The organism is Thermococcus gammatolerans EJ3, assembly GCF_000022365.1.
In the GTDB taxonomy this organism is placed as follows: domain Archaea; phylum Methanobacteriota_B; class Thermococci; order Thermococcales; family Thermococcaceae; genus Thermococcus; species Thermococcus gammatolerans.
In genome coordinates this window covers 1499769-1515660 of sequence record NC_012804.1, presented here as the reverse complement: position 1 = coordinate 1515660, position 15892 = coordinate 1499769, and the positions used below count along the sequence as shown (strand labels likewise).

19 protein-coding genes are annotated in these 15892 nt (G+C 57.8%); 12 read left to right on the top strand and 7 right to left on the bottom strand.

Annotated features, from left to right (window positions below; genetic code table 11):
• Nucleotide 1: 1 nt before the first annotated feature.
• From hisH to TGAM_RS08125, 6 genes are all read right to left on the bottom strand, one after another.
• The gene (gene hisH / locus TGAM_RS08150) at nt 2-595 is read right to left on the bottom strand and encodes an imidazole glycerol phosphate synthase subunit HisH (RefSeq protein ID WP_015859223.1); all 594 of its coding nucleotides are present in this window, start codon (nt 593-595) and stop codon (nt 2-4) included.
• Nucleotides 592-1128: an imidazoleglycerol-phosphate dehydratase HisB gene (gene hisB / locus TGAM_RS08145; protein WP_015859222.1), complete on the bottom strand. Its 537-nt coding sequence runs from the start codon at nt 1126-1128 to the stop codon at nt 592-594. Before hisB ends, hisH begins: the two co-directional genes overlap by 4 nt.
• The gene (hisD, locus tag TGAM_RS08140) at nt 1125-2252 is read right to left on the bottom strand and encodes a histidinol dehydrogenase (protein WP_015859221.1); all 1128 of its coding nucleotides are present in this window, start codon (nt 2250-2252) and stop codon (nt 1125-1127) included. The genes hisB and hisD overlap by 4 nt, the downstream gene beginning before the upstream one ends.
• Nucleotides 2242-2859 (bottom strand): ATP phosphoribosyltransferase, encoded by a 618-nt coding sequence (gene hisG / locus TGAM_RS08135; protein WP_015859220.1) that lies wholly within the window; start codon nt 2857-2859, stop codon nt 2242-2244. Before hisG ends, hisD begins: the two co-directional genes overlap by 11 nt.
• Nucleotides 2856-3737: an ATP phosphoribosyltransferase regulatory subunit gene (locus TGAM_RS08130; protein WP_048811287.1), complete on the bottom strand. Its 882-nt coding sequence runs from the start codon at nt 3735-3737 to the stop codon at nt 2856-2858. Before TGAM_RS08130 ends, hisG begins: the two co-directional genes overlap by 4 nt.
• A 242-nt stretch (nt 3738-3979) precedes the next feature.
• Nucleotides 3980-4651 (bottom strand): carbon-nitrogen hydrolase family protein, encoded by a 672-nt coding sequence (locus TGAM_RS08125; RefSeq protein WP_015859218.1) that lies wholly within the window; start codon nt 4649-4651, stop codon nt 3980-3982.
• Nucleotides 4652-4725: 74 nt separating this feature from the next.
• Here TGAM_RS08125 and TGAM_RS08120 point away from each other — a divergent pair, with 74 nt between their 5' ends.
• On the top strand, nt 4726-5925 hold the full coding sequence (locus TGAM_RS08120; RefSeq protein ID WP_015859217.1) for an MFS transporter: 1200 nt from the start codon (nt 4726-4728) through the stop codon (nt 5923-5925).
• 119 nt (nt 5926-6044) lie between these two features.
• Here the strand turns inward: TGAM_RS08120 and TGAM_RS08115 are convergent, their stop codons facing one another.
• Complete coding sequence (locus TGAM_RS08115; RefSeq protein WP_015859216.1) at nt 6045-6581, bottom strand: PmbA/TldA family metallopeptidase; 537 nt, start codon at nt 6579-6581, stop codon at nt 6045-6047.
• A gap of 76 nt (nt 6582-6657) precedes the next feature.
• Here TGAM_RS08115 and TGAM_RS08110 point away from each other — a divergent pair, with 76 nt between their 5' ends.
• From TGAM_RS08110 to aroC, 11 genes are all read left to right on the top strand, one after another.
• On the top strand, nt 6658-7602 hold the full coding sequence (locus tag TGAM_RS08110) for a hypothetical protein (RefSeq protein ID WP_048811285.1): 945 nt from the start codon (nt 6658-6660) through the stop codon (nt 7600-7602).
• 159 nt (nt 7603-7761) lie between these two features.
• Nucleotides 7762-8052, top strand: coding sequence for a hypothetical protein (locus TGAM_RS08105; RefSeq protein ID WP_015859214.1), 291 nt, complete (start codon nt 7762-7764; stop codon nt 8050-8052).
• The gene (locus TGAM_RS08100) at nt 8045-8704 is read left to right on the top strand and encodes a thiamine pyrophosphate-dependent enzyme (RefSeq protein ID WP_015859213.1); all 660 of its coding nucleotides are present in this window, start codon (nt 8045-8047) and stop codon (nt 8702-8704) included. Before TGAM_RS08105 ends, TGAM_RS08100 begins: the two co-directional genes overlap by 8 nt.
• Nucleotides 8701-9618 carry a transketolase family protein gene (locus tag TGAM_RS08095; protein ID WP_015859212.1) on the top strand — a complete coding sequence of 306 codons (918 nt, stop codon included), beginning with the start codon at nt 8701-8703 and terminating at the stop codon, nt 9616-9618. Before TGAM_RS08100 ends, TGAM_RS08095 begins: the two co-directional genes overlap by 4 nt.
• Nucleotides 9619-10407, top strand: coding sequence for a 3-deoxy-7-phosphoheptulonate synthase (gene aroF / locus TGAM_RS08090; protein WP_015859211.1), 789 nt, complete (start codon nt 9619-9621; stop codon nt 10405-10407).
• The gene (aroB, locus tag TGAM_RS08085; RefSeq protein WP_048811284.1) at nt 10395-11378 is read left to right on the top strand and encodes a 3-dehydroquinate synthase; all 984 of its coding nucleotides are present in this window, start codon (nt 10395-10397) and stop codon (nt 11376-11378) included. The genes aroF and aroB overlap by 13 nt, the downstream gene beginning before the upstream one ends.
• Nucleotides 11375-12016, top strand: a complete 642-nt coding sequence (locus TGAM_RS08080) for a 3-dehydroquinate dehydratase (protein ID WP_015859209.1) — start codon at nt 11375-11377, stop codon at nt 12014-12016. The genes aroB and TGAM_RS08080 overlap by 4 nt, the downstream gene beginning before the upstream one ends.
• Complete coding sequence (locus tag TGAM_RS08075) at nt 12006-12824, top strand: shikimate dehydrogenase (protein WP_015859208.1); 819 nt, start codon at nt 12006-12008, stop codon at nt 12822-12824. The genes TGAM_RS08080 and TGAM_RS08075 overlap by 11 nt, the downstream gene beginning before the upstream one ends.
• Nucleotides 12799-13620 carry a shikimate kinase gene (locus TGAM_RS08070; RefSeq protein ID WP_015859207.1) on the top strand — a complete coding sequence of 274 codons (822 nt, stop codon included), beginning with the start codon at nt 12799-12801 and terminating at the stop codon, nt 13618-13620. Before TGAM_RS08075 ends, TGAM_RS08070 begins: the two co-directional genes overlap by 26 nt.
• Nucleotides 13621-13624: 4 nt before the next feature.
• The gene (gene aroA, locus TGAM_RS08065) at nt 13625-14821 is read left to right on the top strand and encodes a 3-phosphoshikimate 1-carboxyvinyltransferase (RefSeq protein WP_015859206.1); all 1197 of its coding nucleotides are present in this window, start codon (nt 13625-13627) and stop codon (nt 14819-14821) included.
• Complete coding sequence (aroC, locus tag TGAM_RS08060) at nt 14818-15888, top strand: chorismate synthase (RefSeq protein ID WP_015859205.1); 1071 nt, start codon at nt 14818-14820, stop codon at nt 15886-15888. Before aroA ends, aroC begins: the two co-directional genes overlap by 4 nt.
• The last annotated feature ends 4 nt before the right edge of the window (nt 15889-15892 follow it).

The following is a 15892-nucleotide window of genomic DNA, read 5'->3' as shown; positions in this document are numbered from 1 at the left end:
CTCAGAGCCTCCTGAAGTTTCTCATGAGGATTAAACCGTTCCGTCCGCTCTTCTCTGGATGGAACTGGACGGCGTAGACGTTGTCCCTCCAAACGGCCGAGGTGAATACCACCTTCCTGCCCTTTGACTCGTAGTCGGTAACTCCAGCGGTGACGTCCTCCTCTGGCTCGGCGTAGTAGGAGTGGACGAAGTAGAAGTACGCCCCATCCCTGATTCCCTCGAAGAGCGGACAGTCCTTCCGCTTCCACAGCTGGTTCCAGCCGATGTGAGGCGTTCGAACTCCCTGAAACCTTACAACCCGCCCCCTAAACACGCCGAGGCCGGGCTTTCCGGGACTCTCCTCGCTCCCCTCGAAGAGGAGCTGTAATCCAAGGCATATCCCGAGGAAGGGCTTTCCGTCGTTTATGGCGTCGAGTATGACCCTCCTCAGCGGTTCGAGCCTCTCCATCACAGCTCCAAAGTTACCCACGCCCGGAAGGACGAGCTTCTCGGCCCTTTCAATCTCGTAGGGGTCGCTCGTGATTACTCCGCCAAGGGCCTTCCTCACGTTGGCGAGGTTTCCAACCCCTAGGTCAACTATCGCTATCACGCTCACACCTCCAGCAGTCCCTTCGTGCTCTCCAGCCTCTCGCTCTCCCGAGTCGCCTGGGCCAGCGCGATGCCGAGCCCCTTGAAGGTTGCCTCGATGACGTGGTGCGCGTTTGTTCCGCTCAGAGTTTTCACGTGGATAGTAGCTTTCAGCGAGCGCGCCAGCCCCCAGAGGAACTCCCTGACCAAGGCCTTCTCAAAGCCCTCCTCGCCCTCTTCAAAGCTCAGCTCAGCGCTCACGTAGGGCCTCCCTGAGATGTCCACCGCGATTAGAACCAAGGCGTCGTCCATCGGGGTTATCGCGCTCCCAAAGCGCCTGAACTTCTCGGGGAGCTTCGAGCGGAGCTCCTCCCCGAGCGTTATGCCGACGTCCTCCCAGAGGTGGTGCCTGAGGTCATAGTCCGCTTTAACCCTCGCGCTCCTGCCCATGTAGTGGAACAGAGCCGTGAGCATGTGGTCGAGTATTCTGTCGCCGGTCTCAACGCCAAACGGAGCGTCGAGCTCTACCTCAACGCTGGTTTCCCTCGTTTCCCGCTTCATTTTCTCACCTCCATGCTCCTCCTGTGGAGCTCCATTCCCTCTATCTCGGCAAGCCTTAATCCGAGCTCCCTCTCCCTCAGGAATTCCTCCCGCGAGACCATGGCAAGGGTTATCGGCTTGAGGAAGTCCATCACAGTTAAAACCCCGCTGAACTTCGCCGCTCCCCCCGTTGGAAGGACGTGGTTGACTCCAAGGAAGTAATCCGCCGAAGGAACGGGCGTGTAGGGTCCGAGGTATATCGCCCCGGCGTTCTCGATGAGGTCAACCAAATCGAGCGGGTTCTCAGTGATTATCTCAAGGTGCTCCGGGGCTATCTCGTTCGCTTTTCTGGCGCACTCCGCGAGGCTTTCGCAGAGAATCACCTCCACCCCATCGCGGGAGCAGTAGCGAGCAAGCTCCTCCGAGGTCGTCAGAAGCCATGCTTTGCTGTCCTTTCCGTGCTCCAGCTGGCTGAGCAAATCGGCCAAAACGTATTCCTTATCAGCGGTTTCGTCCGCTATGACCGCTATCTCCGACGGCCCGGCGAGGCTGTCTATGCCGACGACACCAAACACCTGCCTCTTGGCCTCGTTGACGAACCGGTTCCCCGGGCCGAATATCTTATCGACTTTCTTCATGCCGACGCCGTAGGCCATTGCCCCTATCGCCTGAACTCCACCCAGCTTGTAGACCTCCTCTATGCCGAGCAGTTTCGCCACGTAGAGCACGTAGGGGTTCACCCTGCCGTCCTTTGGAGGTGTCGTCACGGCTATCTCTTTGACCCCGGCTATCCTCGCGGGAACGGCTACCATCATGAGCGTCGAGGGCAGTGGCTTCCCGCCGGGGACGTAGATTCCTATCCTCCCTATCGGGCGGTAGATTAGGCCGTAGAGCGAGCCGTTCTTGACGAAAAGCTCATCTCTCGGCTTTTGCCTCTCGTGGTAGTCCCAGATTCTTTTGATGGCCCTCTCGATGATTTTCCTGTCCTTTTCGGGGACGAGCCTTTCGGCCTCTTCGAACTCCTCCTCTGTCACGCGGAAGGGGCCACCGTAGCCGTCGAACTTCATCGAGTACTCCCGGACGGCTTCAATCCCCCTCTCGCGGATGTCCCTCAAAATGCCCGCAACGTATTCCTCAAGCTCCATCCTTAACCACCTCCTTTATTGCCAGAACGAGGGAGTTGATTTCATCGAACTTGGTCTTCTGAGAAATCCTGTTGACGAGCAGTTGAGCTGAAACGTCCATCACCTTATCAACCTCGACGAGGCCGTTGGCCCTGAGGGTCGTTCCCGTTTCGACTATGTCGACTATCGCATCTGCTATCCCGACCTTGGGAGCAAGCTCGACGCTTCCGCTGAGCTTTATTACCTCGACCTCGACGCCGAGGCTTGAGAAGTAGTTCCTCGTTATCCGCTCGTACTTGGTCGCTATCCTGTAGCCGTCCATGTCCTCTGGAGGAGTAACGCTTTCCCTCGGCATCGCAAGGCTCAGCCTGCACTTCCCGAAGGGAAGGTCAAGGGGCACGAAAACGTCGCTTCCGCGCTCCTCAACGACGTCGCTCCCGGTTATGCCAACGTCAACGCCGTGCTCGACATAAACTGGGACGTCGAAGGCCCTCGCGAGGAGAACTTCGTTGCCGTTGAACCTTTGAATGAGCCTCCTCTCCCCCGGCTCGTCTATTTCATAGCCTGCCCTTCTGAGGATTTCCAGTGAGCCCCTGAGCAAGCGACCCTTCGGCAGAACGAACCTCATCTCCTCACCTCCACGGGGATTCCCATCGAGACGAGCTTTCTCGCTTCCCTGAACGAGGTTATGCCCCTGAGGGATCTTCTGCTCGTCTTTCCATCTACATTCGCCAGCTGGACGAGGGCTCTCAAGTCGAGGGCGAAACCGACTGCCGGCCTGCCCCTGAAGGAGTACTCCCCGCCTCCCCCTATTGGCCTACCAAATTCGGGAGAGTACACCTCGAATATCACGTCGCTGTAGTAGGGAAGCGGTCTGACCGTGCCGAGGTCCACAAAGACCCTTTCGTCGTCGACCAGCTCGAGGATTTTGGTGAGCTTTTCGTATTCGGTTTCCTTCCCGCGGAAGTTGAAGAGGCGCCAGAGCTCCTCCTTCTTTTCTTCATCAATCGGAAGGCCGTCAATAAGGCCGAAGTTCCTCCTCTCGAGGGCTCTGTAGATGGTTTCCCGGAAATCCTCGATTCCATCGGTTGCCCGCCTCCAGACTTCGAGGCTTCCGAGGTCTATGTAGAACTCCTCGATTCCAAGGCTCTCAAGCGCGGTTATGAGGACGCTCAAAACCTCGGCCGTCATGAAGGTCGGCTCACCGCCGATGAACTCAACGCCGGCCTGCCAGTTACCCTCGACACTGCCGTCGAGCACTTCACTTATGTAGTAGAGCTTGCCGAAGCCAATGTCGTAGTTCTTAAGCAGTCTGCTCGTCACGTCGGGCTTTATCAGGTAAAAGCCGTTGTTGTACGCGAACTTCGTTCCCTTCCTCACGGTTTCATCGTAGGGCTCTATTGTGGGTAAAACCACCTCGCCGTAGCCCCAGAGCTCGAAGGTTCGCCTTAGAACCTTTCCAACCTTGGACAGCTGGATAGAGTCAGCTAAAAGGAGTTTTCCCAAGGACAACACCTCCCTTGAGTTACATCAGAATGGATGATGGCAACTATCCGAGAGTGGGAGAAGGAGCGTAGAGGGGGTGGGGGAGGCCGGAATCATGAGGGGAGCACCTTCCCCGAATCCTCCGTGTACTTAATAAGGTTATCGCACGATCTTCTGTCATTAGGACAAATTTCCGAGAATATTTTCGGGTTTTTTCGACGTTTTTCAAACTTGGGACATGAATTCAGAACAAAACGTGCTGCTCACGGCTCTATCTCCACCACCAGATCCTGGGCTCCCTTCGACGATGCCCTGAGTTTCCCGTTCCCGTCAAAGGCCCATGCCCCACCTGGCGGGTGGCTGTTTACGACGAAGGTTTTAGCGCCGAGGAGCTTAACCCTTTCAGCCATCGCCCCAACGTCCTCCTCGTTGGGCTCTCCGTAGTCCGGCGAGTATTCCATCGGCACGAAGATGAAATCCGGCCTTTTTCGCCTGACCCACTTTGCTATCCTTTTGTTGTACAGGTCGCCGCAGATGATTATCGCGGCCTTCCCAAACTCTGTTCTGGCCGTTCTCACCGTGTTACCCGTGCAGAACTTCATCGGCTCCTGGAACTTGCGGTGCTTGAGCAGAACCTCCCCGTTTCGGCCGATGAGCAGGGCCGAGTTGTAGACACAGTTCTTGTAGGGCTCAAGGAGGCCGAACACCACGTAAACGCCGGCTTCCCTGGCGAGCTGGGTCACTCTACCCAAGATTTCGTCGTAGAGCCCTGCCCCGCTGAAGTCCCACTCCTCGAAGCCAGTGAGGCAGTACTCCGGGAAGACTACGAAGTCCGGCTCGTCCATTAAAGCCTCGTTAAAGCGCCTCTCGAACTCCCGCCAGTTGGTCTCGAAGTTTCCAACTTCAACGCGCATCGGGATTAGGGCGACCTTCATTCTCCCACCGCAGGTTGTAGTCCGTTATCAACATAAAGTTTTTGAGAACCGAAGGTGTTGGATGTTAGGTAACCATGAACCTCCTCAAACGCTACCGGCTCCTGATGGTGCTGATGCACACCGGCTTCATCGGGAACCTCATCGTTATCTACTACCTCTCCAAGGGGCTGAGCTACGCCCAGATAGGACTCGCCACGGCCCTTACCGCGTGGGGCATAGTCCTCCTTGAGGTTCCAACGGGAATAGTTGGCGACAGGGTGAGCAGAAAGCTAAGCGTTCTAATCGGGCTGACGCTGAATGCAATCGCCACCCTCGTTCTGATATTCCTCAACGGCTTTGCAATGCTCCTCCTCTACGCCCTGCTGATGGCTTTGAGCATCGCCTTCGTCAGCGGAAGCCTGCAGGCGTGGCTCTTCGACACCATGAGGCACCTTGGCAGGGAGAAGGAGTTCAGGGAGTTCATGAAGGGCACCAAGAGCCTGACGATTCCCGTCTCGGCTCTGACGCTTGTAACAGGTGCCTTCCTCGCCCAGCTCTACGGCTTCACCCTTCCGCTGGTTCTCTCTTTCATCATCGAGGTTGCGATGGTGGTTCTCGCGCTCTCAATTCCGGAGTATGGCTTCGAGCCTGTTAAGGAGGGCTACGGAAAGCACACCCTCAGGGCCTTCAGGGAGCTCTTCAGCTGGAGAATCTTCCCTCTCGTTGCCATTTCAATCTTCGTCTCGCTGGAGACCAACCAGTTCAGGAAGTTCTTCGAGCCCTATCTTGGAAACGTCCTGGCCCTTTACCTCGGCACGACGATTATGGGAACCCTCGGAATCCTGGGAATAGCCGAGGTCACCGTGAGAACGCTTCCAAGGCTCGTCGGAATACGGATAAGGGACTCGTGGAGCCTCAGGCTTTATTCCCTCACCCCGGTTCTCGTCCCTGCCCTAACTGTCCTCTCCGTCCTCTACAAAAACCCCGTCTGGATCGTGCTCCTTGGTCTCGCGGTAACTGTTGTCTCAACGGCCTTCCAGTTCAACGTCTCGGTAGAGCTTCAACACCGACTTCCGAGCGAGAGGAGGGCGACGATACTCTCGGCTGACTCTATGGTTTCGGCTCTGGCTATGGGAAGTTTCCACGCGGGTTACGGTTTCGCGGTGAATGCCCTCGGGCTTACGAAGGCGAGGTTATTGTTTGCACTCGTACTTCTCATCATTGGCCTTCTGGTAAAGGTGCTTGAAGTTTTGGGGCCTCTCAAGAACTCCCTTGAGCTCGAACACGTCTCTTGATGAACTCGAGCGCGAGAAAAGAGGAAAAGAACAACAAAGATCTAACCGCCCTCATACCACCACCTCAGTCCTGAGGAACGGGAGCGATAGGGAAACCCCTTCATTAAGCCATATTCTCGTTAACTCCCTTCCAATGCCCGTTGCATTCTTGAGGAGCTCCCAGACGTTACCCCTGAGCTCGAAGCTTGAGAAGCCAGCAATTTCGCCTCGCTCGTGACGAGCCGTTTGATGCCCGAAAAGTCCGAATATTTCACGGTCTTTCTCGGAGCCTCCGGCAGGTCGTTCAGAAGTTCCTTCACGGCCTCGACCTTCTCCTCAAGCGACACTTCTGAGGGCTTCACCTTCATCCTGCTTCTAACGTAGTCCCGGATGGGTTTGACTTCGGCGAGCTTCACATCTCCTCCGCTAACCTTTGCGAGCCCCACAGCCTTCCTAACGGCCCATTCTAAGTCGCCGGGCGAGTTCACGGAGGCAAATCCCCAAGAGCCGTTCACAAGGACTCTAACCCCAAATCCCCCAGTGTAGCGGGTGGAAACGTTTATCTCGTCCGAGCCCGCGATTTCAGTTTTAATCAACCGCTCCTCTCTCACTTCGGCGTACTCCGCGCCGAGCGAGAGCGCGAGCTCAACGACCCTTGAAGCGTCCACTGAAATCACCTGAATTCCAAATCAAAGATAATCTTTAAAAACCTTGTCCGATAGTAATCCAGGACAGTGCTCCGGGGGTCAATTAATGAAGACCTACTCGTTCGGTACCGAGACCGTTCCGGTGGCTTTGGCCGGTGACCTGCTCGTCGGGAGCGTGCACGACGGTAAGAACTACAAAATAATGCTCGCAAGGCTCGACGGTGAAGAGATAGTCGAGACCCGCTTTTTAGCGGGAGAGAACGATTGGGAGGGGCACAGCGCGCTCGATCTCGGTGACAACTACCTCATTGGTGGAGCGGTTGAAGGGGTTGCAACGCCTGACGGAGGAGAGGGCTGGAAGGCCTATCTGGCGAGGCTCGATAAGAGCTTAAATCCACTCTGGGAGCTGAAGCTCAACGTTAGAAACAACGGAGCGGTTTATTCAATCCTTCTCTCGAATGACGGAGTTTTTATCGCTGGGGAAACCGGAAGGCCAGGTAACAAAGGCTTCTTCATGGGGAAGGTCTCCAAGGAAGGCGAACTCCTCTGGCTGAGGGACTTTGGGAGCTGGGAGGATGCCGTCTTCACGGCCCTGCTCCCGTCGGAAAACGGTCCAGTGGCCATTGGAAGCGCTAAAGAAAAAAGATGGAAGGTCAGGGCCTTCGAGTTTACCAAAGACGGCGAGCCGCTCGGCGAAAATGTTCTCGCCGGAGGAATAGCACTGAACGCCTGCCTCTGGAACGGAAAGCTCGTGCTGGCGGGCTACCGGAGGGAAGACTTCTGGCTCAGGATTGGCGAGCGTGATGTTAAGCTCGGCAAGGGAAGCGCGACCTCGCTACTGCCCGCAGGCAATAAGCTCCTCGTTGGGGGCGAGCTTGAAGGAAAGGCCGTTGTGGTCGAGATTCTCGAGGGGGAAGAGCTAGAGGTAAGGGAGCTATGGGAAAACGGTTGGGTCGAGGTTCTTGGAATGGACGTGGTCGCGGGCGTCACGGGAGACTGGAAGATGGTGCTGTTATCGGCTTGTCAAAGTGACAAAAAATTGAGGAATTAGGGGGCAATTTTTGGACAAATTTGGGGCCATATTCCCCCTAACGTTCAATGGACAGCTCAACCTGTCGAAGAATTTAAATAGGACCTACTGTTCCTCAGTTTCGGTGATCGCGATGTCCCGCCTTGGAAGGTCCTCAAACCAGGTGATGCCCCACCAATATTGGTAGGCCCGAGCGGGCCAGCCATTAGAAAGCTTATTCTGAGGGCTTTGAATGAGAACCAGAGGCTGATACTGAGAAGCATCAACGGCAGACACCGCTCCCTCAACTCGCTTCTCGAAGAGCTGAGCAGGCGCGAAAAGAGGCCACTCTCAACGCTGAAGCTGAACGCGAGGATACTCAAGGAGCTCGGGCTCATAGACTACGGCACGAGGGACGACCCGAGGCCCGTCAGGCTGACGGAAGAAGGGCTGCTCGTTCTCAGGATTTTGGGGGTGAACGATGATGAGTGAGGTCGTGAAGCCGCAGGGCAAGCTCATGGCCATGCTCTCCCCCGTTTCAAACTTCCATCTCGAGTCCTCGGAGACATGCCTGTCAATACTCGCGGCGGTGCTCAGGAGGAAGGGCGAGAAGGACGTGGTGATACTCAGCAAGGGACACTCCGCTCCGGCCTTCTACGTTATGCTCCACGAGATGGGCCTTCTGAGCGACGAGGAGCTCTACAGCTTCGCCGACATAGACGGCCTCCCGAGCCACGTCATGCGCGGGCTTCCCTTCATAGAGGTCTCGAGCGGCTCCCTCGGCCAGGGGCTTTCGGTTGCAAACGGAATAGCCCTCGCGAAGCGCATTGACGGCGAGGAGGGCAGGATATACGTCATTCTCGGCGATGGAGAGCTCGATGAGGGCCAGGTGTGGGAAGCGGCCATGACGGCGGCGCACCACAGGCTTGAGAACGTCATAGCAATCGTGGACAGGAACTACTTCCAGCTGACGGGAAAGACCGAGGAGATACTCAACAAGGAGCCGATAGCCGAGAAGTGGCGGGCCTTCGGATGGGAGGTCATCGAAGTTCCCAACAGGGAGGAGGAGATAGAGAAGGCCCTGGAGCGGGCTGAGGAAATCAAGGGCAGGCCCAAGGTCGTAATAGTGAGGTGGGAGGGGTGATAGAGAGCTTCAGGGAGGCCTTTGGAAGGGCCCTGGTGGAGCTCGGGAAGGAGAACGAAAAGATAGTGGTCGTTGACGCCGATGTGAAGAGCTCAACGAAGACGGTATACTTCGAGAGGGCCTTTCCGGAGCGCTTTGTTCAAGTTGGAATAAGCGAGCAGGACATGGTGTCAACGGCCGCCGGCCTGGCGATAGCCGGGAAAATTCCGGTGGTTTCGGCCTTCGCCGCCTTCCTTATGAGGGCGTGGGAGCAGATAAGGAACACCGTCGCCAGGGACAACCTCAACGTCAAGCTCATACCGACGCACTCGGGTTTCTCAGACCACATGGACGGCTCCTCCCACCAGTGCTTGGAAGACATCGCCCTGATGCGCGTGCTGCCGAACATGACAGTCGTCGTTCCCGCGGATGCCCCCTCGGTGCCGGTGCTGCTAAAAGAAGTCGTAGAGCACGAGGGGCCCGTTTACATGCGCCTCGGCAGGGACCATGCGCCGAGGGTCTACGAAAGGCCGGAGCTCGAGCTCGGAAGGGCGAGCGTCCTCAGGGAGGGGAGCGATGTCCTGCTGGTGGCCAACGGCGTCATGGTTTCGGTTGCCCTCGAAGTGGCCAAGGCCCTCGAGGAGAGGAATGTTGAGGCCGGAGTGATTGATATGCACACCGTGAAGCCCCTCGACGAGAAAACCCTCGTCAGAATGGCGAGGAAGGTCAACACGGTAATCACGATGGAGGAGCACAGCGTCTACGGCGGCCTCGGGGGAGCTGTTGCGGAAGTTCTCTCGGAGAGGCTCCCGAGGAGGGTAATAAGGATAGGCACCACCGATTTTGGAAGGTCGAGCAGGGACTACTTCGCCCTGCTGAAGCGCTACGGCCTAACGGCCGATGCAGTGGTGAGGAGAATTGAGGGGGTGATTTGAGTGAAGTACAGCAAGGAGTACCGGGATAAAACCGTAGTTAAGGTCGGGGACGTTAAAATAGGCGAGGGCTTCACGATAATGGCCGGCCCCTGCGCCATCGAGAGCGAGGAGATGATAATGAAGGTTGCCGAGTTTCTGGCGGAAAAGGGCGTGAAAGTCCTCAGGGGAGGGGCCTTCAAGCCCAGAACGAGCCCCTACTCCTTCCAGGGGCACGGCGAGGAAGCGCTCAAGTGGCTTAGGAGGGCAGCCGACGAGTACGGGCTCGTTACCGTAACGGAGGTAACCGACACGAGGAAAGTCCCCCTGGTTTCCAGGTACTCCGACATAGTCCAGATAGGCGCGAGGAACTCCCAGAACTTTGAGCTGCTCAAGGAGGTCGGTAAAATAGACAACCCCGTGCTCCTCAAGAGGGGGATGGGCAACACGGTTCAGGAGCTCCTCTACTCGGCGGAATACGTAATGAGCGAGGGCAACGAGAACGTAATCCTCTGCGAGCGCGGTATAAGGACGTTCGAGACATCAACGCGCTTCACCCTCGACATCTCGGCCGTGCCAGTCGTTAAAGAGCTCTCCCACCTGCCAATCGTCGTTGACCCGTCCCATCCCGCTGGAAGGAGGAGCCTCGTCATACCCCTCTCCAAGGCGGCCTACGCCGTTGGAGCCGACGGAATACTCGTGGAGGTTCATCCGGAGCCCGAGAAGGCCCTCTCAGACTCTGCGCAGCAGCTAACATTTGGGGAATTCGAGAGGCTCCTCGAGGAGCTGGAGGGGCTCGGATGGAGAAGGTGAAGTTTGGAACCCTCTCCGACCTCTCCAACCTTATCTCGGAGCTCTCGCCCTACAAGACGGTCGTTCTGGCGAACACGACCGTTGAAAAACTCTGGCTCGACAGGCTTGATGGATTTGAGGCCGAAAGGATAGTGATTCCGGACGGTGAAGAGCACAAGAACATCGAGACCGTCAAGGGGATATGGGCGAAGCTCCAGGAGCTGGGCTTCACGAGGAAGTCCCTACTAATCGGCCTCGGAGGGGGTGTAATAACCGACATAGCGGGCTTCGTGGCCTCGACATACATGCGGGGAACGATGCTTGGATTGGTTCCGACGACGCTCCTGGCGCAGGTCGATGCCGCCATAGGCGGAAAGACCGGGATTAACTTCAACGGCAAGAACATGGTGGGAACTTTTTACCTCCCGGACTTCGTGCTTATAGCCCACGAAACCCTCTCAACTCTTCCCAGGGTGGAGCTCCTGAACGGGATGGCCGAAGTAGTGAAGTACGGAATCCTCGATAGAAAAGTCTACTCCCTCCTGAAAAAGCTCGGCTCCGTTGAGGACCTCGACAGGGAGCTCGTGAAGGCCTGCGTGGAGGTTAAGCTGAGGGTAGTTGAGGAGGACCTCAGGGAGGGCGGTAAGAGGCGCATCCTGAACCTCGGGCACACAACAGCCCATGCGATAGAGAAGCTCTCTAACTACACGATAAAGCACGGCTTCGCGGTCGCTGTTGGTTTGATGGTTGCGGCCAAGCTCGGCGAGATTCTCTACAACTTCGACCCCGGAAAGGTTGAGGAACTCCTCAGGAAGTTCGAACTGCCGACGGGGCTTCCCTTTGAGCCCGAGAAAATCCTCGGGGAGATGAGGCTCGACAAGAAGGCGTGGTACGGCAGGCTGACCTTCGTCGTTCCCATCGAGGTCGGCGAGGTTACCATCGAGGAAGTCGAGGAAGACGTCGTGAGAAGGGCGCTGGAGGCGGTTGGATGATAGCCGGCGTGGTGGTGGCGAGGAACGCCCGCGAGGCTGTGGCGAAGATAAGGGAAGGCAATGCCGACCTCTACGAGGTAAGGCTGGACCGCTTCGAGTCCTTCGAGCTCGCCCCGCTCAAGCCCTTCGCCGACAGGCTGATAATCACCATCAGAAGGGCCGAGGAGGGAGGTTTCAGAAGGATTCCCGAGGAGGAGAGGCTTGAGCTCTACAGGAGGGCAATGACCCTTAAGCCAAGGTACGTTGACGTCGAGGCCCGCTCTGAAATAGCGGGCGAGGTGATGAGGGAGGCCAGAAAGAGAAGAGTGGGCGTCATACTTTCCCACCACGACTTCGAGGGGACACCGCCATTCGAGACCCTGATGGAAATCCTTCAAGGTATGGCGAGCATGGCCCCAGATGTTGTCAAGATAGTGCCGACGGCAAACTCCCACCTCGACAACGTGAGGGTTCTCAGGCTTTACGAGCACGCCGAGAACCTCGTGGCCTTCTGCATGGGGCCTCTGGGGAGGATATCCAGGCTCTTCAGCGCGCTCCTCGCCCCCTTCACCTATGCATCCCTTGAGAAAGCTGTCGCCCCGGGTCAGATGAGCGTTGAGGAGCTCAGACAACTGCTGGTGATGCTGGATGGACGCTGAGACGAGGCTTTACGGCCTTATCGGCTTCCCGGCCAGGCACTCGCTAAGCCCTGCGATGCACAACGCGGCCTTTCGGGAGCTCGGGATGAACGCGGTCTACCTCGCCTTCGAGGTGGCCCCTGAACGGCTCAAGATGGCTGTTGATGGTGTCAGGGGACTGGGAATACATGGCCTGAACGTCACGATGCCCCACAAGACGACCGTCATAGAGCACCTCGACGGGCTCTCCGGGGAAGCCGAGGAGATAGGGAGCGTGAACACGATAGTCAACGACGGCGAGCTGATTGGATATAACACCGATGGCGTAGGCGCGAGGAGAGCCCTTGAGATGGTGACGAGCCTTAGGGGAAAGAACGTCCTCATCATTGGAGCCGGAGGCGCCGGGAGGGCGATAGCCTACGCGCTCTCAAAGGTTTCAGAGGTTGTAGTCCTCAACAGAACGCCGGAGAAAGCCAGGGCCTTGGAGCGCTTCGGGGTTACTGGGGACAGACTAACGCCCGAGAACCTGAGACGCTATTTGGCCAACGCCGACGTGCTGATAAACGCCACCCCAGTCGGCATGAACTCGGACGAGAGCCCGGTTCCGGCCGAGCTCCTGAGGGAGGGGCTCGTCGTCATGGACATCGTTTACAAACCCCTAAAGACGAGGCTTTTGAGAGAGGCCGAAAGGAGGGGATGCGTAACAGTTGACGGGCTCTGGATGCTCGTCCACCAGGGAGCCGAGAGCTTCCGTCTCTGGACGGGGAAGAGCGTTGACCCAGAACTGATGAGGAGGGCCGCCCTTGAGGGGCTACGGAAGGGCCGGTAGTGCAGTTACGGTCGTGAACGCCTTCGCAACCGGAAAGGGAGGGGCCGTGGGAATAGACCTGTGGACAGAGGCGAAAGTCAAACTCGTGGAGGATGGGATAAGCGGAAGTATAACCGTCAGAGGGGAGAGTTTCGGGGATACCCGCCTCGTCAGGGCTGTCGTCGAGGTCGTCAGGCGCGCGACTGGAGAGGACTTCGGGATTGAGTTCGAGATAAGCTCGGAAATACCCGTCGGGAAGGGCCTCAAGAGCAGTTCGGCCGCCGCGAACGCCCTCGTCCTGGCGATTTACGAAGCTCTGGGAATTGAAATAGCTCCCCTCGAAGCCATAAAGCTCGGTGTAGAGGCCGCAAGGCTCGCGGGAGTGACCATCACGGGAGCCTTCGACGACGCTTCAGCCTCCCTCCTCGGTGGCCTCTGCCTGACGGACAACACGAGGGACGAGCTACTCAAGCGGGAGGAGGTTGAACCCGAGCCCGTTGTCCTCCTAATACCAGAGGAGAGCATAATGACGTCGAGCCTCAAGGGCATGGACTTTTCAGGCATAGCGCCCTACATAACGGAGGCCTTTGATATGGCCATGCGCGGGGAGTGGAGGAAGGCCCTCGTGATAAACGGCCTCGTGTATTCGGCATTCTTGGGGCACCCAACCGAGCCAATCGGAACGGCCCTCAGGCTGGGGGCCATCGCGGGGCTCAGCGGGAAAGGGCCGGCTTTTTTCGCCCTGACCCGGGAGCCGGAGGTTCTCTCCGAAGAGTGGAGTAGGTTTGGAAAAACGGAAATAACGAAGCTGAGGTGATAGCTTGATTGTAGAGCCAGTTGACTGGCTTGAAGGGAAGGTTAGGGCTCCTCCCTCGAAGAGCTACACCCACCGGGCGTTCTTCCTCGCGCTCCTCGCGGATGGTGAGAGCACGATCGAGGAACCCCTCGTGAGCGACGACACCGAGGCGACGCTGAACGCCATAAGGGCCTTCGGGGCTGAAGCCGACTGGAACCGCGTTGTTCCGCCGGAGGAGCTCAGGAAAGCGGAGATAAACGCGAGGGAATCGGGAACGACTGCAAGAATAAGCGTTGCGGTTGCCTCGCTCGCGAGGGGTAGGAGCGTTATAGATGGCCAAGGAAGGCTGAGGGAGAGGCCCTTCGCCCCGCTCGTCCGCGCGCTCCGCTCTCTGGGGGTAACGGTCAGGGGGGAGAAACTCCCGATTGAGGTTTTCGGCGGAATGCCCGGTGGGAGGGTTAGCGTTGACGCCTCGCTCTCATCCCAGTTCGTCACGGCCCTTCTGATACTCGCCTCCAAAGTGGGGATGCGCGTCGAGTTCGAGAAAGCCGTGTCAAAGCCCTATATAGAGATGACGCTCAGGACTATGGAGGCCTTTGGCGTAACCTTTGAGCGGAACGGAGGAGTTAGAGTTTTCCCGGGAGTTAAGGGAACAAAATTCCACGTTCCCGGCGACTACTCGAGCGCCTCCTTCTTCTTAGTTGCCGGTGCGCTGTACGGAAGGGTGAGGGTCGAGAACCTCGACCCCGGAGACGTTCAGGCCGATATGGCCATTGTCGAAATTCTGGGGGAGATAGGGGCCAACGTTAAGGTCGGGGGGGACTACGTGGAGGTTTCCAGGGGAGAGCTGAGGGGCTTCGAAATAAACTGCTCGGACTTTCCAGACCTGTTTCCGATACTCAGCGTATTGGCGGCGTACGCCGAGGGGAGGAGCGTCATCAGGGGCAGACAGCTGAGGTATAAGGAAAGCGACAGGGTTCGCGCGATGGCAGTCAACCTCGCCAGAGCTGGTATAAAGGTGAGGGAACTCGAGGACGGCCTCGAAATCCACGGCGGAAGGCCGAGGGGGGTTGTTGTCGAGGACTTCAACGACCACAGGGTTGCGATGGCGATGGCCGTGCTGGGCCTCGGGGCGAGGGGGAAGACGGTGATTAAAAACGAGAGGGTCGTTGCCAAGTCCTATCCGGGGTTTTTTGGCGATTTGAGGAGGTTGCTCGGATGAAGGGGAAACTGCTGAGCTTCACGCTCTTCGGGGAGAGCCACGGGAAGGCCGTTGGAATCCTCATAGAGGGCCTGCCGCCGGGAATAGAGGTGAAGGTTGAGGAGATGAAGGCCGAGCTCGAGAGGAGGAAGGGCATTCGGCGGTTTTCGACGAAGAGAAGAGAAAGCGACGAGCCCGTTATCGTCTCGGGGGTCTTCAACGGCTTCACCACTGGGACTCCTGTTACGGTTCTCGTGTGGAACAGAGATGCCGATTCCTCCTACTACGAGGAGATAAGGAACACGCCGAGGCCCGGCCATGCGGATTATCCAGCAAAGGTGAAGTTCTTCGGCTACAACGACTACCGCGGCGGCGGCCACTTCTCGGGCAGGCTGACCGTCGGCGTCGTCATAGCGGGCTACTTCGCCAAAAAGCTTCTCGAGAGGTTCGGCATCAGGGTTAGGGCCTACATCAGGAGGATAGGCCCGGTAGAGTGTCCCCAAGTTGAGCCCGAGGAGCTGTTCGCATCGCCAAACCCCTACTGCCCGGACGAGGACGCCTTTGAGAGAATGCTGGAGGAGATGGAAAAGGCGAGGAAGAGCGGAGACAGCGTCGGCGGAACTGTAGAGGTCGTGGCGATAAACGTTCCCGCGGGCCTCGGGGGGCCGTGGGATGAGGACATCGAGGCGGATTTGGCGTCCGCCCTCTTCAGGATTCCGGCCGTTAAGGGCGTCGAGTTCGGGCTCGGCTTCAGGTTCGCCGAGATGAGGGGGAGCGAGGCGAACGACCCCTTCGTGGTGAGGAACGGGAGAGTTGCCACCGAGACGAACAACCACGGGGGTGTGTTGGGCGGGATAACAACGGGAATGCCCCTCGTGGCAAGGGTGGCCTTCAAGCCGACACCATCAATATACCTGCCCCAGAGAACGGTTGACCTCGAGAGGATGGATGAAGTGGAGCTCAGACTTAGGGGCCGCTTTGATTCGTGCATCGTTCCTAAGGCGCTCCCGGTTGTCGAGGCGATGGTCGCCTTCGTTCTGGCCGACCACCTGCTGAGGAGAAAAGCCTGGGAGGGTGTGGTCAGGTGAGCCT